The organism is Actinoplanes philippinensis, from assembly GCF_900113015.1.
GTDB lineage: Bacteria > Actinomycetota > Actinomycetes > Mycobacteriales > Micromonosporaceae > Actinoplanes > Actinoplanes philippinensis.
In genome coordinates this window covers 130,686-152,670 of the sequence record NZ_FONV01000012.1, presented here as the reverse complement: position 1 = coordinate 152,670, position 21,985 = coordinate 130,686, and the positions used below count along the sequence as shown (strand labels likewise).

The window sequence follows — 21,985 nt, the reverse complement described above, 5'->3', positions numbered from 1 at the left end:
TGCGCGAAAGGCCCGGAAGCAAAGCCATCTGATGCGCGAAGGACCTTTGGAACTTGCCCCCGCGGCAGCACTCTGAGCACAATAACGCGCGAAAGACCCGGGAACCGAGCGCGAATGCGCAGCATCTACCGGTGAGGAACAGCCATGAGCCATGTCAAAGCGGAGATCGCCACACAAGCCGAGTGCTGGCGGCAGGCGGCGAAACTAGCCGAATCACCCGGACTGCCGACCCGTGGGGAGCGCGTCGCCGTCGTCGGCTGCGGCACCTCCTGGTTCATGGCCAAGTCCTACGCGGTGCTGCGTGAGCAGCTCGAACACGGGGAGACCGACGCCTTCCAGGCCTCCGACTTCCCGTACGCGCGGCGCTACGACCGGCTCGTCGCGATCACCAGGTCCGGCACCACCACCGAGACCCTCGACGTGATGCGCACGGTCGGTGAGCACACCCCGGTCACCGTCCTCACCGCCGACGGCAGCCAGCCAGCCGCCGACATCGCCGGTCACTCGGTGGTGCTGGACTTCGCCGACGAGAAATCAGTCGTGCAGACCCGTTTCGCCACCAGCGTGCTGGCCACCCTCCGCGCCCACCTGGGCCACGACATCGAGGCCGCCGCCGCGGACGCCGAGGTGGCCATCCGCCTGCCGCTGCCGGTGCACCCGTCGCTCGTCGACCAGATCACCTTCATCGGCCGGGGCTGGACCGTCGGTCTCGCCGAGGAGGCGGCGCTCAAGTGCCGGGAGACGGCCGGGTTCTGGACCGAGTCGTACCCGGCCATGGACTACCGGCACGGCCCGATCGCGATCGCCGGGCCGCGCCGCGTGGTGTGGGCCTTCGGCGACGTCCCGGCGGGGCTGGCCGAGGAGGTCGAGGCGACCGGCGCCGCGTTCGTTCACAGCCGCCACCACGGTGGGTACGGCGCGATCGGCCGCTGGGCGGGCAAACGCGCCCCCCTCGACCCGATGGCCGACCTGATCCTGGCCCAGCGGGTCGCTCTCGCCCTGGCCACCACCCAGGGCCTCGACCCGGACCACCCACGCAACCTCGCCCGTTCCGTCGTCCTTACGTGAGCCTCAGCGACCCGGTCGTCGTCGCCCTCGATGTGGGCGGCACCGGCATGAAATGCGCCCTGGTGCGCCCGGACGGCACCGTCCACCACGAGGAACGACACCCGACCCGGGCCGAGCGCGGCCCGGAGGCGGTCACCGAGACGATCCTGGGCGTGGCCGGGTCGCTGGCGGCCCGGGCCCGCACCGACGGGCTTGACCCGATCGCGGCCGGCATCGCGGTGCCCGGTGTCGTCGACGAACTCCACGGTGTCGCGGTCTGGTCGGCGAACGTGGGCTTCCGGGACGTACCGCTGAAGGATCTTGCCGAGCAACGCCTGGGCCTGCCCGCCGCCCTCGGCCACGACGTGCGTGTGGGGGCTCTCGCCGAGGCTCGACTCGGGGCCGGGCGCGGGCGGCGGCACGTGCTGTTCGTGGCGATCGGCACCGGCATCGCCGGGGGCCTGGTGATCGACGGGCGCGGTTACCCGGGAGCGCACGGCGCCGCCGGTGAGCTGGGACATGTGGTGGTCCGGCCGGGTGGCGCGCCGTGCGGGTGCGGGCTGCTCGGCTGCCTGGAGGCGGAGGCGTCGGCCAAATCGGTCGGCCGCAAGTACGCGGAGCTGTCCGGCGAGTCCGGCGCGACGGCGTTCGACGTGGCCACCCGGGCCGCGCGGGGTGAGGACCTGGCCCGCCGGGTCTGGCAGGACGCCGTGGAGGCGCTGGCCGACGGGCTGCTGACCGCGCAGGCGCTCTACGACGTCGGCGTGGTCGTGCTCGGCGGCGGGCTGGCCGAGGCCGGCGACGACCTGCTGCTCCCGGTCCGCGCCGCGGTCGCCGGGCGGGTTACGTTCCACCGCTCCCCCGAGATCGTCCGGGCCGAACTGGGCGACGCCGCCGGCTGCCTCGGCTCGGCCCTGCTCGCCCTGGACAGCGTGGAAGGTGCATCGTGACCCGAATCTCCGGCCGGATCGTCACCCCGGACGCGGTCGTCCGCGGCCACCTCGACCTCGACGGCGAGCTGATCGCGGCGATCGTGCCGGACGACGCCGCCGGTGACGACGTGATCGTGCCCGGGTTCGTCGACCTGCACTGCCACGGCGGCGGCGGCCACACGTTCACCACCGGCTCCGCCGAGGCCGCCCGCGCGGCCGCGGCCTTCCACCTGCGGCACGGGACGACGACGATGCTGGCCAGCCTGGTCAGCTCGCCGTTCGAGCTGATGCGGTCGGCGGTGCTCGCCTACCAGCCGCTGGTCGCCGAGGGTGTGCTGGCCGGGATCCACTTCGAGGGCCCCTACCTGTCCGAGGTGCGGTGCGGGGCGCAGAACCCGGCCTACCTGCGTGACCCGTCGATGAGCGAGATCAAAGACCTGATCAAGATCGGCGAGGGCGCGGTACGGATGATGACCGTCGCCCCGGAGCTGCCGGACGCCCTCGACGCCATCGCGTACCTGGCCGGGCACGGAGTCCTCGCCGCGATCGGGCACACCGACGCCACGTACGACCAGACCCACGCCGGGGTGGCCGCCGGCGCGACAGTGGCCACGCACCTGTTCAACGGCATGCGTCCGCCGCACCACCGCGAACCCGGCCCGGTCGTCGGACTGCTCTCCTCGGCCATCGTCTGCGAGCTGATCGCCGACAACATCCACCTGCACCCGGGCATGCTGGCGTTCGCCGCCCGCAGCGCGGGCCCCGGCCGGTCGGTGCTGGTCACCGACGCGATGGACGCCACCGGCATGCCCGACGGGCGGTACGAGCTGGGCGGTCAGGAGGTCGTGGTCGCCGACCGGGTGGCCCGGCTCGCCCACAACGGCTCGATCGCCGGCAGCACGCTGACCATGGACGTGGCGCTGCGCAACGCGGTGGCCGCGGGGCTGCCGCTGGTCGACGCGGTGGCGATGGCCTCGACCACGCCGGCCCGGCTGCTCGGTCTCGGTGACCGGCTGGGCGCGCTGGTCGCGGGCCTGCGCGCGGACCTAGTCGTGCTGTCGCCCGACCTCACCCCGACGTCCGTGCTGCGGGGCGGAGAAGCGCTCTAGCGGCCCGAGCGGGATCCGGTCGTACGGGATCCGCGCCAGCAGCCGGGTCAGGACCAGACCGAGGAACAGCGCCGCGATCGAGTCGGTGAGCCAGTGGAAACCGGTGTAGATCGTGGTGACGAAGACGATCACCACGGGTGCGACCCGTAGCAGCAGCCACTGGCGGTGCGAGAGTTCCCGTCTCAGGAGCAGCGCGACAAGCCCGAACCAGACGATCGCATTGGCGACGTGCCCGGAGGGGTAGCTCATCGCATACTCGCCGGACGCGGCCGGGTTGAACAGGATCGCCGGGTCCGGGCCATCGAACTTCGGTGCCGCGCGGTCGAAGAAGATCTTCGCCGGGCCGATCGTGAAGTACGTGAACACGAACGTCGCCACGAACGGCAGCACCACACGGATCGAGCGCGTCCGCCAGTACAGCAGGCCGGTCATGATCAACGTGATCGGCATCAGCACCGAGCCGCCCTGGCCCAGGTAGTTGAAGACCCGCGCGGTCCAGTAGGGCACCGGCGGCTGATGGCTGAGCGACCAACCGGCCACCCGCTGATCGAGGTCCAGCAGGTGGCCGCGGGCGAGGGCGACGGTCAGCGCCACGAACGCGACGACGGCCAGCAGGTCGGGCCACCAGCTCCGGGTGATCTTCTCGGTCACCCCTCAAAACTAGAGGTACGCCCGCAACCGCCCGGCCAGCAGATCCCCGCGTACCCCGGAGTTGGGGCATCCGCCGAAATGGTGCAGGGCGACCACCCGGTTGGTGGCGCGGGAGATCACCGGCGAGCCGGACGAGCCGCCCGCGGTGTCGCAGAAGTAGGAGACGTCGGAGTGGGCGGTGTACCCCGTGTAGTCGGGATTGTCGACGGCGCAGTTGCCGGCCGCCTCCCCCTTGCTCCCGGCGATCCGGGCCGGCTCCCCGGCCGGGTGCTGGGGCACGTAGAGCTCCTGTCCCCGTTTGGGCCGCGCGGGGTCCAGGGTGAGGAAGCCAAACTTCTCGATCGACGCGAAACCGTCCACGGTGAACAGCGTGTAGTCGTAGGTCTTGTCGGTGGCGAGCACCTTGTCGCCCCAGACCTTCGTCGGCTTGAACACGTCGTAACCACCACACTTGGCGCACTGATAGTTGAACCACACCTCGGTGTCGTACGCCTCGGCCGAGTTCGTCAGGCAGTGGTTGTTGGTGATCATGCGGTTCTTGGCGCCGACCCGCCAGCCGGTGCACAGCTCGGTCCCGTTGATCAGCAGCCGGGCGATCGCCTTCGACTTGGTGTAGGCGACCGGGTCGTTCGACTCGTAGCAGACCGCGTCGGTCGAGGTGTCGGTGCCACAGACCGACTCCTCCCGGCCCGGTCCAGCAGGTCCGGGAGCGCCTGGCCGGGCCGGCCGCGGAGCGCCGCCGCCGGAGCCGCCGGTCTCCCGCGCGTCCCCGCGGGCCACCCGGTCGATGTCGACGCCGACGCCGGCGAGGACGCTGTTGAGCGACTCGGTACGCCGGTGCACCTCGACGACGGCGGTGTCCCCGGTGATCGACATGGCCCAGCGGCCGTCGGCGTCGGCCTCGTAGCGGTACGACTCGGTGCCGGCCGGGTTGGACACCGTCACGTAGTCGCCGGCGGGCACGGCGATCCGCTCGAAGTGCACCTTCACGTAGGAGGCGCCGGGGTAGGACAGCTCCTGCCGCACCGGCCCGGCCGGATAGCCGACCTCCTCGTCCACCCGGTGCAGCGTGCCGACCCGTTCACGGCCGGAGGCGGGCGCCTCGGTCGACTCCCAGCGCCGGTCCTGCACGTGCCTCGGGGTCGGCGGGGCCGCGGACGGCGAGGACGGCCGTTCCGGCGTGTCCGCGGTGACCGGCGGTGACGGTGTGGCGGCTGTGGTCCGCGGCGCCCGGGGGACGGTGGCGCCCGGCACGAGACCGTGCTCCGTCACCGGGGCCGGCGCGATCGCCGGCGCCTCGTGCCATCCGGCCGGGTCCTCGCCGTCCTGCGCCGCGACCACCGCGCCGCCCGTTCCGGCCAGTGCCAGGGCGGCGCACGTTCCGATGACGATGCCTGTCTTGCGTCGCATGCCACTCCCGATGCGTAGTGGGCCGTTTCGCACCTGTGTAACGAGCCACGTGCGGGCACGACGCGCCGCACGAACCGGCACACTTGGTCCGTGCGCATCACCTCAGCCGTCGTCGACCCCGCCCTCCTGGATCTGCCGTGGCACATCCCGTTGGAGGAGTGGCCCGCGGATCACCTGGTCGCGCTGCCTCAGGGCATCTCCCGGCATATCGTCCGGTTCGTGAAGCTCAACGGCGTCGTCTACGCCATGAAGGAGACCCGCGAGCGGATCGCCGAGAAGGAGTACGACCTGCTCCGCGCACTGGAACGGATCGACTTCCCGGCCGTGGAGGCGGTCGCGATCGCCACCGACCGGCAGACACGTGACGGTGAGCCGCTGGAGACCGTCCTGGTCACCCGGCATCTGCAGTTCTCCCTGCCGTATCGTGCGCTGTTCTCTCGCGTGCTCCGCCCGGACACGATGAACCGCCTCCTGGACGCCCTCGCCGCGCTGATCGTGCGGATGCATCTGACCGGCTTCTCCTGGGGTGACTGCTCCCTGTCGAACACGTTGTTCCGGCGCGACGCGGGCGCCTTCGCGGCGTATCTGGTCGACGCCGAGACCGGCAACCTGTATCCGAAGCTCTCCGAGGGCCAGCGTAGCGAGGACATCGAGATCCTGCGGCTGAACATCTTCGGCGAGTGCCTGGACCTGCAGGCCGCCGAGCTGCTGCACGAGTCGATCGACCCGGAGTCGGTGGTCGACGACATCGTGGCGCGGTATGAGCGGCTGTGGCACGAGGTCACCTACGAGCAGGAGGTGGCGAAGGACGCGCGGCACCACATCGAGCGGCGGATCCGGCGGCTCAACGAGATGGGCTTCGACATCGCCGAGGTGTCGATGTCCACGGTGGACGGCGGCTATCTGGTGCGTCCCAAGGTCGTCGACGCCGGTTACCACACCCGCCGGCTGATGCGGCTGACCGGCCTGGACGCCGAGGAGAACCAGGCCCGCCAGCTGCTCAACGACCTCGACGCCTATCGCGCGGAGAGCCACCTCACCGACGAGCAGCAGGCCGCGCACCGCTGGCTGACCGAGGTCTTCGAGCCGGTGGTCCGTGCGGTCCCGGCCCACCTGCGCCGCAAGCTGGAGCCGCAGGAGGTGTTCTCGCAGATCATCCAGCACAAGTGGCTGCTCTCCGAGAAGGCCGGGCGTGACGTCGGGATGGGTCCGGCGGTGCAGAGCTACCTGTCCGACGTGCTCGTCAACAAGCCGGACGAGCAGGCCGTGCTGGGCGTGGAGGCCGAGGAGCTAAGCGGGACGCTGTAGTGGCGGGCTGGCCAGCTCCAGCAGGGCACGCAGCCCGCCGCGCCGGGCCACCACCAGGATCCGGTCGCCCTCGGCGAGGACCCGCCGCCGGTCCGGCACCCAGTCCACCCACTGCTGCCCGGCCGACGACAACCCGAGCACCCGCGCCTCGCCCGGATGGTCGGCGTGGTCGAGCGGCGCACCGTCCAGCGGGGACAGCGCCGAGACGGTGACCGTGGCGACCAGCACCGAGTGCCGGTCGACCGGGATGGTGGCGTGCACGTCGCGTTCCAGCAGGGCGGCCGCGAAGACCGGCGCACAGATCCGCGAGACGCTGCGTGAGGTGTTGATCTGGAAGGCCGACTCGACGCGCTGCGCGAAGTCGTCGTCGAAGAGCCGCAACACCACCCGCAGGTCCGGCCGGGCCAGCCGGGACTGCAGCGCCGCCTGCAGGTTGACGGTGTCGTCGGTGGAGAGCACGACGAGCGCCCGGCACGTGTCGATCGAGGCGGCCCGCAGGGTGGCCTCGGCGGAAGCGTCCCCCACGATCACCGGCACGCCACGGCGCTGGGCGGACTTCACCCCACGGGCGTCGGCCGCCCGGTCGATCGCCACCACCCGCACGCCCAGGTCGGTGAGCTGCCGCAACACCTGGGTGCCGACGTTGCCGAGACCGACCAGCACGATGTGGTCGCTCATCTCGCCGGCGATCCGGCCCTGGCTCAGCGCCAGGCGCGCGTTGACCATGCCGTCCACCACGGCCGCGGTGATCAGCGGGATCAGCGCGAGCCCGGCGATCGTCAGGACCAGCTGGGCGGCCTGCGCCACCGGCTCGCGGCCGATCTCCACATCGGAGGCGCCGACCGCGGTCAGCAGGGTCATGTAGATCGACTCCCAGAGCCCGTGCGGGTTCCCGTCGAACCTGGCCAGCACCAGACCGGCGACCAGCGTGGTCCCGAGCGTGATCAGCACGGCGATGCCGAGTTTGCGGCTGAGCGCGGCGCGCAACGCGTTGCCGATCGCCCGGCCCGGCCTCCGGCGGCGCCCGGCCCGGCTCAGCAGCCGGCGGGTCACATCCTCCCCGGCCGGACGGCCGACGGCCTCGGCCAGCACCAGATCGGCCGGCCGCGTCGCGGCACGCTCCGGCTCGACCGGCAGGACGCTCACCTCACCCTCACCGTTCGCGCTGGTCAGGGTCAGAACAACGGATCTCTCCGGTACGTCTCCCCGGTGCGCGACATAGAGCGTACGGCCGGCGCGCCGGAAATGAGTCGGAGCGACCTCACCCAGTGACGCCGCCACGAACGCGGGCGCCGCCATCTCGGCATCGGACAGCACCGCACAGTCCGGGAAGAGCCGCACCACGCTCTGCCCGAGCCCGGTGTTGAACATCCGCACCACCACCCGCAGGTTCTCCTCGACCTCGCGGGCGCAGAGCGCGGCGTGCAGGTTGACCATGTCGTCCGGCATGACCAGGGCGAGCGCCGACGATCCGGTCAGACCGGCCTCGCGGAAGGTGCGCTCGTCCAGCCGGTCGGCCTTGAGCCACACCACGTCACGGTCGGCGAGCTGGGCCAGATCGGGAACGTCACCACGGATCCGATGCGGGGTGATGACGGTGACGCGGATCCGGTGGCGGGAGTTGGCCAGCTCCTCGGCCAGCGTGTACACCAGCGCATCGGCGCCACAGAGCACCAGGTGAGGCCGGGTGTCCTCGTCGGACTCGAAACGGTTGTGGATCTGCTCGATCGGCACGGCACTCACGTTCACGAATCGTAGTCAGCCGGAACCCCCTCATGGGGCCACTCGTTGCCCCATCCGACACGCAATGTCCGACTTGATGGGCATTTCCCGAGCCCATCGCCCGACCGGGAGAACATCAGTGCGCAAGTTGTGGTCCACCGGAGCAATCGTGAGCGGGGTGCTCTTCCTCGGCCCTGCACCCGCCTGGGCCGACGCCGCCACCGAGTCACTTCCCGATGCCGGCGCGCTGCCGGTGGCGGCCCTTCGCCAGGGGCCCGCCCTCGCGGGTATGCCGCCCGGCGGGACGCCCACCCGGGTCATGCCGGACGACGGCGCCCTTGACGCTCCGGCCGGCCGCGGCTCCGCGACAGACCCGGGCGCCCCGGCGCTCGCCGAGCTTCCCGACGTCCCCGCACTCCCCGTCCTTCCCGGTGTCCCGAACGTCGCCGGGCTCCCCGCCGTCCCGGCATCGGCTCCGACCGTCACCCCGACGGCCGGCATCGGCGCGGTCTCCGCCCCGCCTCCCGCCGACCTCCTCGCCTCGCCCACCGCATCGGCCCGGCCCACGCCCCGGCCGGCCTTCGCCGCCATGCCGAAGCCGCTGCGCATCCTCGACGACCCCCGCCTGCTCGAAGAGCCGGTCGACGGATACGTGAACCGCGAGAAGTGGAAGAAGTGACCACACCTCCACGGACAATCGAGGAATGCAGACCTTCCTGCCGTTCCCCGGCTTTCTGGACAGCGCGCGGGTCCTCGATCAGAAACGGCTCGGCAAGCAGCGGGTAGAGACGATCCAGGTGCTCCGAGGGCTGATCCAACCGGGGTACGGCTGGCGCCATCACCCCGCGGTCAAGATGTGGCACGGCTACGCGGAGGGCCTGGTCCGCTACGGACTCGACATGTGCGAGGTCTGGGTCGCCGCCGGCAATGCGGACACCTGCGCGGCGACGTTGGTCGCCGATCTCGGCCTCCCGGCGGTACGAGACCAGGCCGCCCTGGCCGCAGCCGGCGACCTGCCACCGTGGCTCGGAGACCCGGCCCTGCACGAGAGCCACCAGTCCGCCTTGATCCGCAAGGATCCGGCCTTCTACCGCCCCCTCTTCACCCCCGAGGTCCCCGACGACCTCCCCTACGTCTGGCCCCGCTCCGACCGCCCCGCCTGATCCCCCGGTGTGGCGTGACGCAGCTCCAGGGCCGGCCGGGGACCTCGGGCGGGCATCGATGGGCTTGCGGGTCGTCGGTAGCTTTGTCGCATGCGACCGCGGTCCGATCTTGCGATTGCGCCGGTCTATCTGCTGGCCATGCTGGCTTTCACCGCCATGGTCGTGCCGGTGGCCACCACCTGGGTCCGGGCCGATGTCGATGCGATCCCGGGGACGCTGATCGTGTTCGGGATGATCATGGTGGTTCGGCTCATCGCGATCGAGTCGACGCGACGGCCGCGGATGGTTCCGCTGGTGGCGGCCGGGTCCGTCACCGTCTTCCTGATGATCATCGTGGCGATGTCGGTGCCGCTCTGGCTGCTGGACGGCGGTCGTGCTCAGGAACTGCGTGCCACCGTGGTCTCGGTGTACGACGGGAGCGGCAACCCACCCTCGTACGACCTGGCCGTCGGTGGTGTGCCGATTCCCGGCCGGCTCGACGACTGGCCCGGCGACGGTGCGGGGGCGATCGGGGACGAGGTGGTGGTCGTGCAGGACCGGAAGGGGCTGACCGATCCGCGCCTGCCGGAGCAGCGTGCGGAGGACCTGGAGGGCGACCCCCGGGCCATGATCCTGCCGACCGTGGCGGTGGTGGCCGCCCTGTGTGCCGCCGCCGTCTGGCCCGGCCGCCGGCGCTCGGCGGCAGCGACACGGTGAGGGACCGCTCCGGGGCATCCTCGGCCGGAGCGCGGACCGCAAAGCCGGGACGGACCGCTTCGGCCCGGCGGGCGCGCTGCCGGGCGGGACGGGCCGCCTGCGTCGCGGGGGAGCCCCGGGACGGGGTGGGTGCGGTTGCGAGGGGTGTGGCCCGTACCAGATCCGGGTCTCAGTCTTTGGTCAGGTCCCAGCTGAGAAGCGTGAAGGTCATCTCCTCGTCGGCGCCCGCCCGGCGGTAGGTGGCCAGGGCGGCCTTGTTGTCGGACTCGGCGGCCACCCACATGCCGTAGCAACCGTTCTTGCGGGCGATCGCGGCCAGCGCGTCGACCAGCGCCGTGCCGACGCCCTGCAGCCGCGCGACCGGGGCGACGCCGAGCTCGTAGATCAGCATCTCGGTGCCCTTGTCCGGATGGGTCGTCTCGACGCCGGTGATCATGCCGACCGGGCGGTCCGCGTCGTCGTAGGCGAGCAGCAGATGGTGGGTCGGGTCGCTGAGGAACCGGCGGGTCACCGAGTCGATGGGCGGCGCGTCGAAGAGATCGGCCGCGCGATGGACGTCGGCCTCGACGGTGACTCGTTCGATGCGCATGACGCCACGATAGCCACGGATGAATCACGACTCAGCATTCGTTTGCCGACCGCCGGCCGGTCGATCGCAGGACTGATCGCCGAGGTCCCGCTCGGTACCATCGGCCGGTGCGGCGGATGAGGGGCGGCGACATGGCGGGTCAGGGGGACGAGACGCAGCCACGCTTCTCGCCGGGCGTCTCCGAGGCGGCCACGCCGACACCGACGCCCGCGACCGTGCCGGAGGGGCCCGTCTACGCCGAGCCGGTCGACCCGTGGGCCACCGCCGAGGCCGCCGCGATCGCCGCCGGCGGGCAGCCCGGTGGCTACCAGCCGCACCCGGATCCGCAGGGCACCTGGACCGTCCCGGGCGCCACCGAGCCGACCGTCGAGAAACGATCCCGCCGCCGGCTCGCGCTGATCATCGGCGGGGCGGTCGCGGGCGTGACGGTGATCGCGACCGCCGCCGCGGCCTTCCTGCTCTGGCCGAAATTCCCGGCGCTCGACTACCACGCGCTGCGCGAGGTGAAGCAGATCACGCCGAAGATCCCGTTCACTTCGACATTCATGGACACGGAGGTGTACGGGGAGCGCGCGTTCTTCGCCGGCGTCACCGACACGGGCACCCTGCACACGCTGGCCGCCGAGACCGGGAGCGGCGACGTGCTCTGGGAGAACGACAACGCGGGCACGGCGTACAGCTGGAAGGCGATGTACGCCCGGGAGAAGGTCCTGGTCCTCGTCTCCGGGGTCGACCCCACCACCAGCAGGAGCCGTGTCGTGGCGTTGAGCAGCGAGGACGGCCGGCTGGTCTGGGACAAGCAGCTCGGCTCCTCCGACGAGATCCACCTCGCCGCCGACACCGTGCTGTGGGTGGACCGGGAGGCGAAGAAGCTGACCGGCCTCGGCATGTCCGACGGCACGGTCGAGTGGTCGGTGGACGACCCCGACGCCACCTCCGTGCAACTGGTCACCGGCATCGATGACCTGACCGGGCCGGCCGGCGCCACCGGGCGGCCGTTCACCCCGGCCGGCGGCGACAAGCAACGCTTCGTGCAGATCGACTCCGACCGCACGGTCACGGTCCGCGACGTGCACACCGGTGACGTGCTGCAGAAACGCGCCGAGGTCGCCTCCACCGGCGACAAGGTCGCGGCCCACGACGGCCGGCTGTACGTGGTGGAGCCCGGCACCACCAAGCGCGTCTTCCAGTACGACCTGGCCCGATTCGCGGAGACCCAGCCGGTCACCCTGTACACGGCCGGCGACTCGGAGGACGTCGACCAGCTGACCCCGTGCGGCAAGCTGGTCTGTTTCGTGGTGTCCACCGGGTACGACGGGAAGGCCGACGTGGTCCGGGCGGCCGGCGGCGAAGGCGCGTGGGACAAGCCCGTCGCCGGGGTGGAGGAGCTGGTGGCGGTCGGCAGCAACGGCCTGCTGGCGGTCGGCGACGAGGGCACCACGCTGCTCGTCGGCGGCAAGGAGGCGTGGTATCGGCTCGGTGTCACGGTCCGGCTGGACGCGCGTAACGTGCTGACCTTCTCCGGTGGCCTGACCAGCTCGGTCGATGATCGCGAGCTGTCCGGCACGCACCTCGGCGAGGAGTCGGTGAATCTCGGCGTGCTGGCCGAGGTGCGCTCCGGGACGTGTTCGTGGAACACGTCGACGATCGCCTGTGCGAACGAGAAAGGCTACGTTCTCCACTCGTTCGCGGACTGAAAAGGCCCCCCTCATCGCGAGGGAGGCCTGTTCAGTGACCGATCAGCTTCAGATGCGGATGCCGGAGCCCGCGTTGAAGACGTGCAGCGCGGTGGTCTGCGGACGGATGTAGACCGTCTCGCCCATGTGCGGCATGTTACGGCGCTCGGTCCGGACCACGAACCGCTCCGAGCCACCCGGCAGGTCGGCGTGGCCGTACACGTTGGCGTCCGAGCCGAGGTCCTCGACCAGGTCCACGACGATCGGCAGAGCGTCGGCCGACTCGCCGACGACGTCGGCAGCCTCCGGGCGGAAGCCGACGGTCACCTTGCCGTCGCCACCCTCGCGGGCCGCGGCCACCTGCTCACGGGTGAGCGGGATGTTCAGCGCGCCGAAGTGGGCGCCGGTCTCGTTCAGCGGCACGGTCTTGATGTTCATGGCCGGGGAGCCCATGAAGCCCGCGACGAAGACGTTGCCGGGGGTGTCGTAGAGCGCCCGCGGGGTGTCCACCTGCTGCAGCACGCCGTCCAGCATGACCGCGACCCGGTGACCCATGGTCATGGCCTCGACCTGGTCGTGGGTGACGTAGACGGTGGTGACGCCGAGCTTGGCCTGCAGCGAGGCGATCTGCGAACGGGTCTGCACACGGAGCTTGGCGTCGAGGTTCGACAGCGGCTCGTCCATGAGGAACACCTGCGGCTGACGCACGATCGCGCGGCCCATGGCGACACGCTGACGCTGACCACCGGAGAGCGCCTTCGGCTTACGCGACAGGTACTCCTCGAGCTGGAGCAGGGCCGCGGCCTCCTTGACGGCGCGGTCGATCTCCGACTTCGGGGTCTTGCGCAGCTTCAGGGCGAACGCCATGTTCTCGTACACCGTCATGTGCGGGTAGAGAGCGTAGTTCTGGAAGACCATCGCGATGTCCCGCGACTTCGGCGGGAGGTGCGTGACGTCCTTCTCGTTGATCAGGATGCGGCCGCGGTCCACGTCCTCCAGGCCGGCGAGCATGCGCAGGCTGGTGGACTTACCACAACCGGAGGGGCCGACCAGGACGAGGAACTCTACGTCGCCGATCTCGAGGTTGAGCTCGTTGACCGCGGGGCGCTCGGAGCCCGGGTAGATCCGGGACGCCTTGTCATAGGTAACTGTAGCCATGGTGAAGCGACTTCCTTTCCACCGGCAGGAACGTGCCGGACGATCCGAGTAGAAGGAACAGCCCCGCCACCGTATTCGTTTCTTTCCGACCTGCCAAGATGGCGACCGCATCACAGGACGTTATGCTGATGCGCACTGCCCCTGTAGCTCAGCTGGCCAGAGCACCCGTCTTGTAAACGGGAGGTCGTCGGTTCGATCCCGACCGGGGGCTCTCTTCATGCCCGACCTCCGGCAACTCCCCGCAGAACGCAAGGGCACGGCCGGCACGTCACCTGCCCGGCACCCGTCTATGGCCTTGCCGGTGGCTCATCCGTAAGGCACACGCATCCACCACTGCCGGGCCCGCCGCCCTCCAGCGCGGCGCCGATCCGGAATGGCGGCGGCCCGCTCAAGTACGCAGTGACATCCGGATGTGACGGGCCAGGACAGGCGGCGTGATCCTTTTCGCCACCCGGCGTCCACCGCATCCCCCATCCGGCGGGGATATTTCGATGTCGAAAAAAACGAATCAGCGAACAATTTAAAACCATTCCCCCAGCACTTCCCCGCCCGCCCGTCTGAGGTATGTTCGGTAATGCCTGCAGGGAGACACGATCCTTTCTGTACGGCCGTCCGTCATGTCGCGGGAGATCCCCGCGCTTTCATGGAAGGGACACCGAACAAATGCGTTCCATCACACGTGGCGCCGTCGTGGCCGCCGCCGTCGCGACCGTGCTCGCTCCGGCCGCCGCGCAGGCCTCGCCGGGGCCGGACACCACCGGGCTCATGGGGACCTTCGGCTTCGGCCGCGCCGACGTCATCGGCGAGGCCGGGCTGCGTTCCGGCGTCTGGTCCGCCTATGCGGTGCGCTCGGGATTCGCCGGTGACGACCTGATCGTCAGCTATCCGGCCCGTACCACCCCGCTGGCGTCCGAGACCGTCGTCTACACCGCCGCCTTCAACGAGGTGGCCGACCCGCAGGCCGAGTGCCGCAAGGTCGGGGCGGCCGGCGTGGCGCAGCGGGCCTGGGTCTCGTTCCGGTGCCGGACCGGCTTCGTGCCGAGTTACACGCTGCTCGTGCGCTGACCTTTCGCGCGCCTTTCATCTCGTTCTCTCGTTGAATTCTCGACGCACGCCCTCGACACAATTGAGGACCATTTCATGAATTCATTCGCCAGTCGCGCTCTCGTCATTGTGGCCGGTGCCGGGACAGCTGTCGCCCTCGCCGCGGCACCCGCTCTCGCCGCCGACAACACCTTCACTCTGGCCGCCGGAAAGGCGAGCGCCTACGGCACGTACGACCGGATGATGAGCATTCCGGAGCGGCCGGTGCCGCCGGTCGCGGTCAACGGCACGCTGGCCGTGAACGGCCGGAACCGGTGCGCGGTCGTGCAGATCGCCTACAACGGCCCGGCTGACGGCATCGCGTGGCGCACCCTGAACAGTCTCTGCGGGCGGGGGAAGACGAACTTCGCGGCGCGTTCCGAGTTCCTGTGGGGCGGCGGCCGGCCTGAGGTTCGCCTGTGCACCGGCAACACGGTGGCCCGTGCCGAACAGGGCCGCGACTGCGACGTCTTCACGCCGGCGGCCGACTTCTGACGAGCGGCTCTCCCGCTGTCCGAAGCGGCGGGAGAGCCCGGCCCATCATCGATCCCGCCCCCGCTCGTTGATCTTGTGTGAACCTCTTCCTGATAACCGCGCTCGCCGCGGCGCTCAGTCTGCCCACCCCGACCGCACCGGCTCCGGCGCCCGCCTCGGACTGGACCCAGACCGGGTACGGCCCGGGCCAGACCTTCTACAACCCGTTCGAGACGACGCTGACCCCGGCGACGGTCGGCTCGATCAGGCAGCGCTGGGAGATACCCACCCACGGCGCCCCGGAGTGTGAGGTGGGCCGCGAGCCGCTGGCCGGCTACGGCAACCTCTACACCAGTGATCCGGGCGGGATCGGGGCGTACGACCCGGCGACCGGCGGCCGGCGCTGGCACGTGGCCCTGGAGCGCCGTGGCATCACCCGGATGGCCCTGGACGACGGCATCCTGGCGACCCTCACCTACGCCTGCGACAACCAGCACAGCTTCCTCGGCGCGTACCGGGCGAGCAACGGCGCCCGGCTCTGGGAGATCCCGCTCAGCGCGCCCTCCCAGGACATGATCGTGGACCGGGGTGTGGTCGTGGTGGACAGCCGGCCCGACTTCGAGGCGTCCACCGTCGCGCATCGGCTGGCCACCGGCGCCCGGCTGTGGAAACTCTTCGGTACCCGCGGCGACGGGCTGCTCTCGGCGCAGGGCCGGATCCTGCTGCGCACCGAGGGCGAGGGGTCCCGGGCGGTCGATGTCACAACCGGGGAGACGATCTGGCAGACCCCGGAGGATTGGTACGCCGTAGGCAGCAACCCGAACGGTTCGCGGTTCTACATCGGCCGCCACAACGGCGGCCTCACCGCGATCGACTCGGCCAACGGCAACAAGGCCTGGGAGTCGACCTGGCCGGCGCCGTCGGTGAGCGCCGACGACACGCACGTCTTCGTCCCACGGCAGCGGACCATCATCTGCCTGGACGCCGGGAACGGGCGCAGGCTCTGGTCGGTGCACCTGCCGGACGGCGCGGGACAGCCGGTCCGGGCCGGCGGGCTGCTCTTCACCGGCTCCGGCATGGGCGCCGCGCTGTCGATCGCCGACGCCACGAACGGCCGGTCGCTGAAAGGCGGTATGCCGAGCAGCCAGTACTACCCACCGACGGTGGCAGGCGGCCGCCTCTTCCTCACGGATGGCAACCGCCTGCGCGCGTACTTCTGAGGTCAGCTCTGGCGGCGGCGGCTCACCTCGGCGAGCGTGACCGCTGCCGCCACGCTGGCGTTCAGCGACTCCACGTCGGAGGCCATCGGGATGCTCACCCGCAGGTCACACGTCTCGCCGACCAGGCGGGACAGACCGCGGCCCTCGGAGCCGACGACCACGATCAGCGGGCCGACCGCGGCCTCCAGCTCGTAGAGGCCGGTCTCACCGTCGGCGTCCAGACCGATCGCGGTGAAGCCCGCCTTCTGTGCCGACTTGATCGCCCGCGTCAGGTTGACCACCTGGGAGACCGGGACACGGGCGGCCGCGCCGGCGCTGGTGCGCCAGGCGGTCGCGGTGATCCCGGCGGCCCGGCGCTCGGTCATGAAGACGCCGTGCCCGCCGAACGCGGCCACCGACCGGATCACCGCGCCCACGTTGCGCGGGTCGGTGATGCCGTCCAGCGCGACCAGCAGCGGAGCGGTCTGCTCCAGTGCGGCGTTGACCAGGTCGTCGAAGTCCTCATACGCGAACGGCGGCACCTGGAGCCCGATGCCCTGGTGCAGCACGCCGCCGGTCATCCGGTCCAGCTCGTTGCGGCTGATCTCCAGGATCGGGATGCCCCGGTCACCGGCGGTCCGGACGATCTCGGTCACCCGGTCGTCGATGTCGATGCCCTGCGCCACGTAGAGCGCGGTGGCCGGCACCAGCGCCCGCAGCGCCTCCACCACCGGGTTGCGGCCGAGCAGCAGCTCGGGACCCTCTTTGGTGGGGTTGGACCGGCGGCCCGGCGCGACCCGGGGACCACGCGGACCGCCGCCACGGACACCGCCGCGAGCCGACTGCGAACGGGTGATGCCGGCGGCCCGGCCACCGCCGCGACCCCAGGTGGTGTCCTTGGTGCCGGGGATGCCGACCTTGGGCGCGCGGCCCTCGGCGGCCGCGGCCCGGCGTTCCTTCTCCTGCTTGCGCGCGGTCTTCTCGGGCAGCTTCTCGGTGCCGGAGTAGCCCTTGTGCCAGGGGCGCTCGTCGGCCGGCAGGGTCTTCCCGCGGCCCTTGAGCCCGGAGCGGTTCTTACCGCCCGAGCCGACCGGCGCGCCCTTCTTCGAGGTGGTGCGTTTGCTGGCGTTGAACGAGTTGCCCGCCATCAGTGCTGTTCTCCTACCGTCCATCGCGGCCCGGCCGGAGTGTCCTCCACCTGAATACCCGCGTTCTTGAGCTGGTCGCGCACCGAATCGGCGGCCGCCCAGTCCTTACGTGCGCGGGCCTGGGCCCGCTGTTCCAATGCCAGGGCGACGAGCGAGTCGACCACCGGCTTCAGATCGTTGCCACCCTCGCCGCCGTCCCACTTCGCGTCGAACGGGTCGAGGCCGAGGACACCGAGCATGGCCCGGACCGCGGTGAGCGCGCCCCGGATGCCGGCCTCGTCGCCGGCGGCCAGCGCGGTGTTGCCCTCGCGCACGGTGTCGTGCACGATCGCCAGCGCCGCCGACGTGTTCAGGTCGTCGTTCATCGCGTCGGCGAAAGCCGGCGGCACCTGCTTGGGCCGGCCGGGGCCGACAACCTCGGCGGCCCGCTGCACGAAGCCCTCGATCCGCCGGTACGCGACAGCGGCCTCCCGCAGCGCCTCGTCGGAGTAGTCGATCCGGGACCGGTAGTGCGGGCTGCCCAGGTAGTAGCGCAGCTCGACCGGACGGATCCCGGACCCGACCAGCGACGCCAGGTCGATCACGTTGCCCAGCGACTTGCTCATCTTGGAGTCGCCCAGGTTGAGCAGGGCGTGGTGCACCCAGAAGCGGGAGAACCCGAGACCGGCCGCCTTGGACTGGGCCATCTCGTTCTCGTGGTGCGGGAACGTCAGGTCGAGGCCGCCGCCGTGGATGTCGAACTCGTCGCCGAGGTAGCGCCGGGCCATCGCCGAGCACTCGATGTGCCAGCCGGGACGGCCCCTGCCCCACGGTGAGGGCCAGTACGCGTCGCGGGGCTCGTCCGCCTTCACACCCTTCCACAGGGCGAAGTCGCGGTGGTCGCGCTTGTCGCGCACCGGGGCGTCGCCGGCGTCGCGCATGTCCTCCGGCTTCTGACCGGAGAGCGCGCCGTACTCCCCATACGACAACACGTCGAAGTAGACATCGGCGCAGTCGCCGCCGGCGGGGTAGGCGTGCCCGCGGTCGATCAGCTCCTGGATCAGGTCGTGCATCTCGGTGATGTGCCCGGTGGCCAGCGGCTCGTAGGTGGGCGGCAGCACGTTGAGCGCGGCGTAGTCACGATCCAGGTGAAGACGGTTCTCGTAGGCGATCGCCCACCACGGCTTCGCGGACTCCAGCGACTTCTGCAGGATCTTGTCGTCGATATCAGTGACATTGCGGACAAAATTCACCTCCAGCCCCTCATGCAGGAGCCAGCGGCGCAGCACGTCGTAGTTGACGGCGGAGCGAAGGTGACCGATATGCGGAGAGGACTGCACGGTGACACCACACAGGTAGATCCCCACCTGACCGGGAGTCATCGGGACGAAGTCCCGGACCGATCGGGTCGCGGTGTCATACAGGCGTAGAGTCACCGTACAAGGGTACCGGCCTGACTTCAGGGACGTGTCATCCGGAGCACGTCGAGCGCCTCGTCGAGCTGAGCCTCGGTCAGCGTGCCGCTTTCCACGTGCCCGCGCTCGATCACCACCTCACGGATCGTCCGCCCGGTGGCCAGCGCCTGCTTAGCGATCTTGGCGGCCTCGTCGTAACCCAGGTAGCGGTTGAGCGGGGTCACGATCGACGGCGACCCCTCCGCGTAGGCCCGGGTGACCTCCTCGTCCGCCTCCAGCCCGTCGACGCAGCGGTCGGCGAAGAGCCGGGCCACGGCGGCCAGCAGCCGGATCGACTCCAGCACGTTGCGGGCCATCACCGGCAGCATCACATTGAGCTCGAAGTCGCCCTGGGTGCCGGCGAAGGCCACCGTCGCGTCATTGCCGATGACCTGGGCGGCGACCTGGCGGACCGCCTCGGGCACCACCGGGTTCACCTTGCCGGGCATGATCGACGAGCCGGGCTGCAGGTCGGGCAGGCGCAGCTCGCGCAGACCCGCCCGCGGGCCCGAGCCCATCCAGCGGATGTCGTTGGCGATCTTGTAGAGGCCGGCGGCGATCACCCGGAGCTGGCCGGACGCCTCGACCAGCGCGTCCCGCGCGCCCTGCGCCTCGAAGTGGTCGCGGGCCTCGGTCAGCGGCAGGCCGGTCTCCTCGGCCAGCAGGCGGATCACCGCCGGGGCGAACCCGGGCGGCGTGTTCACCCCGGTGCCGACCGCGGTGCCGCCGAGCGGCAGCTCACCGAGCCGGGGCAGGGTGTCGCGGAGGCGCTCGACGCCGTTGGTGACCTGCCGTGCGTACCCCGAGAACTCCTGGCCCAGAGTGACCGGAGTGGCGTCCATGAGATGCGTGCGGCCGCTCTTGACGACGGTCTTGAAGGCCTCGGCCTTCGCGCTCAGCGCCACCGCCAGGTGGCCGAGCGCCGGGATCAGGTCGGCGCTGATCGCCTCGGTGGCGGCCAGATGGATCGAGGACGGGAAGACGTCGTTCGACGACTGGGAGGCGTTGACGTGATCGTTCGGGTGGACCGGACGGCCCAGGTCACGGCTCGCGAGGGTGGCGATGACCTCGTTGGCGTTCATGTTCGACGAGGTGCCCGAACCGGTCTGGAAGACGTCGACCGGGAACTGGTCGTCGTAGCCACCGTCGGCCACGTGCGCGGCAGCCGTCGCGATCGATTCGGCCAGATCCTTCTCCAGCACGCCGAGACTCGCGTTCGCCCTGGCGGCGGCCCCCTTGATCCGGGCCAGCGCCCGGATGTGGGACGGCTCCAGGCCACGGCCGGAGACCGGGAAATTCTCCACCGCGCGCTGCGTCTGCGCCCGCCACAGCGCGGCGGCCGGCACCCGCACCTCACCCATCGTGTCGCGTTCGATCCGGAAACCACTCTCGTCAGTCGTCACCGGACCATCCTCTCTCGACGTCCGCCGGACCGCTTGAGATCCCGATCTCCCGGAACAGCGCCGCGGCTCGCGCCCGGAGGCTCACCGCCTCCGGATCATCCGGCTCCAGGCAGGCGGCGAGACCGGTCAGAGCACGAGCGATGGAGTACGCCATCCGCCCCGCCGTGGCCGGCCGGAGCGAGCGTTCGTACCTCTCCCGGGCGCCCGCCACGTCCCCGGCCCGGCGCAGCGTGGTGGCCAGGCCGTGGCCGAACTCGGACTCGTGCCGGGTGTCGCGCATCCGCACCGCGATGTCCAGCGCCCGGTGGTGCTCGGCACAGGCGTCGGCGTACCTCCCGGCGTCCCGGAACAGCCGCGCCCGATCGTTGTGCAGGGCCGAGCAGGCCCAGCACCTCGGCGAGCGTACCGAGCAGGCCGACCGAGGACGTCCGCATCGCCATCGCCTCGTCGTGCGCGAGCACCGGCAGCGACTCCAGCTGGATGCCGTCCAGCCCGGCGAGCCGCCGCCGGCCGGTGACCAGGGCCAGGCTGCCCGGGGTGGTCGACCCTGCAGGTCGACGAAGAGGTGCCCGTCCGGCAACCGGTCGCCGATCAGCGTCGCGACGTGCAGCGCCAGGGTCGTCTTGCCGCTACCGGCCATCCCGTCCAGGACGGCCACCACCGCAGCACGTCGCGGGCCTGGCGGAACTCGGCCGGCGCGTCGATCTCCGCGCACGCCGGACCGCGCCACAGGTCGAGAGCCTCCCGGTACGCCGCCCGCGCGGCCTCCGTCCCGCCGGCCGTCGCCAGCACGATCCGATCACGCCCAGCCGTCGCCACTACCAAACGTCCTTCTATCGTTACGGAGAGTGTTCATAGTATGTGGTAGCGCAAAGTAGCCATCCCCGTCCTGTGCGCTCGCGCCCGAAGCGTACCGAGAGCCTCAAGAGCGGATCGACAGTGAATCGACAGCGGCCTACGGCACCCTTCTCCCCAGCGCCGTCTCGCCGCGATGCTTCCCGGAGCGCCCCCAGAGAGTGGCGAGGCGGCCCAGCCGCAACGGGCTGTTCGTACTTCAGTGATCACTCAGAGTTGGACGACGCTGGCTTCGTTACGTACCGTCGGCTGAGTTTGGATGACCCCGACGAAGAGGACTCCCCGATGCGACGCGCCATCCTGGCCCTGCTCGCGGGCGGTGTGCTGGTCACCAGCGCCGCCTGCAGCGACGACGCGAAGAACGAGGACAACGCGGCGCCGGCCGTCACCACTCCCGCCGCCTCGGTGCCCGCGGTGCCCGTCCCGTCCCCCACACCGGACTACACCGCCGAGACCATCCAGATCTGCGAGCGCCTGGACAAGGTGTTCACCACCGAGTTCGGCGACTTCGGCGAAGCGCTCGGCAAGATGATCGCCCACAAGGAGGCGAAGGAGACCGCCGACGCGGACAAGGCGGAGAAGCAGGCCGCCACCGAACTGAAGGCGGTCGCCACGCAGATCCGCAAGGAGACCACGAACGCGGAGGACCCCGAGCTCAAGACGGCGGCCGCCACCTCGGCGCAGCGGATCGAGGGGAGCGCCAAGGACCTCGACTACATCGAGGAGATCAAGAGCACCAAGGATCTGGACGGCTCCCTGAAGAACCAGATCAGCGAGTGGATCAGCCCGCTCGCCGGTTACTGCGGCGTCACCCGCGCCGTGGAGTCCCCCTCGGCCGCGCCGTCGGGACCGCCCGTCTCGGCGGCCCCGTCAGCGTCCGTGGGCTAGCCGTTCCGCAACGGCCGATCCGTCCGGCGGCGGCCGATGCG

General features: G+C 70.9%; 22 protein-coding genes and 1 tRNA gene. 13 read left to right on the top strand and 10 right to left on the bottom strand.

The genetic code is table 11. The features are described 5' to 3' along the window. Positions 1-144 precede the first annotated feature (144 nt). Genes BM290_RS31150 through nagA form a run of 3 tightly spaced genes read left to right on the top strand, consistent with a single transcriptional unit; the run spans position 145 to position 3,088 of the window. Positions 145-1,068, top strand: coding sequence for an SIS domain-containing protein (locus tag BM290_RS31150; protein ID WP_093619483.1), 924 nt, complete (start codon positions 145-147; stop codon positions 1,066-1,068). Further along, complete coding sequence (locus tag BM290_RS31145; protein WP_093619482.1) at positions 1,065-1,997, top strand: ROK family protein; 933 nt, start codon at positions 1,065-1,067, stop codon at positions 1,995-1,997. Before BM290_RS31150 ends, BM290_RS31145 begins: the two co-directional genes overlap by 4 nt. Beyond that, positions 1,991-3,088: an N-acetylglucosamine-6-phosphate deacetylase gene (nagA, locus tag BM290_RS31140; protein WP_093619481.1), complete on the top strand. Its 1,098-nt coding sequence runs from the start codon at positions 1,991-1,993 to the stop codon at positions 3,086-3,088. Before BM290_RS31145 ends, nagA begins: the two co-directional genes overlap by 7 nt. Here the strand turns inward: nagA and BM290_RS31135 are convergent. Both BM290_RS31135 and BM290_RS31130 read right to left on the bottom strand, forming a co-directional pair. Further along, complete coding sequence (locus BM290_RS31135) at positions 3,026-3,739, bottom strand: phosphatase PAP2 family protein (RefSeq protein ID WP_093619480.1); 714 nt, start codon at positions 3,737-3,739, stop codon at positions 3,026-3,028. The genes nagA and BM290_RS31135 overlap by 63 nt on opposite strands. Positions 3,740-3,748: 9 nt before the next feature. Continuing rightward, a complete protein-coding gene (locus BM290_RS31130) occupies positions 3,749-5,149 on the bottom strand; it encodes a trypsin-like serine peptidase (protein WP_093619479.1) in 1,401 nt (466 codons plus the stop codon). A gap of 90 nt (positions 5,150-5,239) precedes the next feature. Between BM290_RS31130 and BM290_RS31125 the strand changes: the two genes are divergently transcribed. Then, positions 5,240-6,457: a DUF4032 domain-containing protein gene (locus tag BM290_RS31125; protein WP_093619478.1), complete on the top strand. Its 1,218-nt coding sequence runs from the start codon at positions 5,240-5,242 to the stop codon at positions 6,455-6,457. Here the strand turns inward: BM290_RS31125 and BM290_RS31120 are convergent. Next, a complete protein-coding gene (locus BM290_RS31120; protein ID WP_239143786.1) occupies positions 6,440-8,200 on the bottom strand; it encodes an NAD-binding protein in 1,761 nt (586 codons plus the stop codon). The two genes, BM290_RS31125 and BM290_RS31120, sit on opposite strands and share 18 nt — an antisense overlap. Before the next feature lie 148 nt (positions 8,201-8,348). Between BM290_RS31120 and BM290_RS31115 the strand changes: the two genes are divergently transcribed. The 3 genes from BM290_RS31115 (at position 8,349) to BM290_RS31105 (ending at position 10,038) form a co-directional block, all read left to right on the top strand. Beyond that, a complete protein-coding gene (locus tag BM290_RS31115) occupies positions 8,349-8,858 on the top strand; it encodes a hypothetical protein (protein WP_093619477.1) in 510 nt (169 codons plus the stop codon). Positions 8,859-8,883: 25 nt separating this feature from the next. After that, positions 8,884-9,342 carry an MSMEG_6728 family protein gene (locus BM290_RS31110; protein WP_093619476.1) on the top strand — a complete coding sequence of 153 codons (459 nt, stop codon included), beginning with the start codon at positions 8,884-8,886 and terminating at the stop codon, positions 9,340-9,342. A gap of 90 nt (positions 9,343-9,432) precedes the next feature. Further along, on the top strand, positions 9,433-10,038 hold the full coding sequence (locus tag BM290_RS31105; RefSeq protein ID WP_093619475.1) for a hypothetical protein: 606 nt from the start codon (positions 9,433-9,435) through the stop codon (positions 10,036-10,038). A 169-nt stretch (positions 10,039-10,207) separates the two neighbouring features. On the opposite strand, the gene BM290_RS31100 is transcribed toward BM290_RS31105, so the two are convergent. After that, positions 10,208-10,627 (bottom strand): GNAT family N-acetyltransferase, encoded by a 420-nt coding sequence (locus tag BM290_RS31100; RefSeq protein WP_093619474.1) that lies wholly within the window; start codon positions 10,625-10,627, stop codon positions 10,208-10,210. A 116-nt stretch (positions 10,628-10,743) separates the two neighbouring features. On the opposite strand from BM290_RS31100, the gene BM290_RS31095 reads away from it, so the two are divergent. Beyond that, positions 10,744-12,324, top strand: coding sequence for an outer membrane protein assembly factor BamB family protein (locus BM290_RS31095; RefSeq protein WP_239143813.1), 1,581 nt, complete (start codon positions 10,744-10,746; stop codon positions 12,322-12,324). A gap of 48 nt (positions 12,325-12,372) precedes the next feature. Here the strand turns inward: BM290_RS31095 and BM290_RS31090 are convergent, their stop codons facing one another. Beyond that, positions 12,373-13,461: an ABC transporter ATP-binding protein gene (locus tag BM290_RS31090; RefSeq protein ID WP_093619472.1), complete on the bottom strand. Its 1,089-nt coding sequence runs from the start codon at positions 13,459-13,461 to the stop codon at positions 12,373-12,375. 137 nt (positions 13,462-13,598) lie between these two features. On the opposite strand from BM290_RS31090, the gene BM290_RS31085 reads away from it, so the two are divergent. The 4 genes from BM290_RS31085 (at position 13,599) to BM290_RS31070 (ending at position 16,238) form a co-directional block, all read left to right on the top strand. Then, a tRNA-Thr gene (locus tag BM290_RS31085) sits at positions 13,599-13,672 on the top strand. Positions 13,673-14,124: 452 nt separating this feature from the next. Continuing rightward, a complete protein-coding gene (locus tag BM290_RS48690) occupies positions 14,125-14,526 on the top strand; it encodes a hypothetical protein (RefSeq protein WP_093619471.1) in 402 nt (133 codons plus the stop codon). Between the two features lie 75 nt (positions 14,527-14,601). Then, positions 14,602-15,039, top strand: coding sequence for a hypothetical protein (locus tag BM290_RS31075; protein WP_143134011.1), 438 nt, complete (start codon positions 14,602-14,604; stop codon positions 15,037-15,039). A 77-nt stretch (positions 15,040-15,116) separates the two neighbouring features. Next, positions 15,117-16,238 (top strand): outer membrane protein assembly factor BamB family protein, encoded by a 1,122-nt coding sequence (locus BM290_RS31070; RefSeq protein WP_093619469.1) that lies wholly within the window; start codon positions 15,117-15,119, stop codon positions 16,236-16,238. A gap of 2 nt (positions 16,239-16,240) precedes the next feature. On the opposite strand, the gene rlmB is transcribed toward BM290_RS31070, so the two are convergent. Genes rlmB through BM290_RS48685 form a run of 5 tightly spaced genes read right to left on the bottom strand, consistent with a single transcriptional unit; the run spans position 16,241 to position 21,020 of the window. Beyond that, positions 16,241-17,365: a 23S rRNA (guanosine(2251)-2'-O)-methyltransferase RlmB gene (gene rlmB, locus BM290_RS31065; RefSeq protein WP_093619468.1), complete on the bottom strand. Its 1,125-nt coding sequence runs from the start codon at positions 17,363-17,365 to the stop codon at positions 16,241-16,243. Then, positions 17,365-18,780 (bottom strand): cysteine--tRNA ligase, encoded by a 1,416-nt coding sequence (cysS, locus tag BM290_RS31060; protein WP_093619467.1) that lies wholly within the window; start codon positions 18,778-18,780, stop codon positions 17,365-17,367. Before cysS ends, rlmB begins: the two co-directional genes overlap by 1 nt. 23 nt (positions 18,781-18,803) lie before the next feature. Beyond that, positions 18,804-20,201 carry a class II fumarate hydratase gene (locus BM290_RS31055; protein ID WP_093619466.1) on the bottom strand — a complete coding sequence of 466 codons (1,398 nt, stop codon included), beginning with the start codon at positions 20,199-20,201 and terminating at the stop codon, positions 18,804-18,806. After that, entirely contained in the window at positions 20,191-20,862 is a 672-nt protein-coding gene (locus tag BM290_RS50160; protein ID WP_239143785.1) for a tetratricopeptide repeat protein, read from the bottom strand. The genes BM290_RS31055 and BM290_RS50160 overlap by 11 nt, the downstream gene beginning before the upstream one ends. Continuing rightward, positions 20,793-21,020 carry a BTAD domain-containing putative transcriptional regulator gene (locus tag BM290_RS48685; RefSeq protein WP_177319969.1) on the bottom strand — a complete coding sequence of 76 codons (228 nt, stop codon included), beginning with the start codon at positions 21,018-21,020 and terminating at the stop codon, positions 20,793-20,795. The genes BM290_RS50160 and BM290_RS48685 overlap by 70 nt, the downstream gene beginning before the upstream one ends. A gap of 321 nt (positions 21,021-21,341) precedes the next feature. Between BM290_RS48685 and BM290_RS31045 the strand changes: the two genes are divergently transcribed. Further along, positions 21,342-21,944: a hypothetical protein gene (locus BM290_RS31045; protein ID WP_177319977.1), complete on the top strand. Its 603-nt coding sequence runs from the start codon at positions 21,342-21,344 to the stop codon at positions 21,942-21,944. Positions 21,945-21,985: the final 41 nt, after the last annotated feature.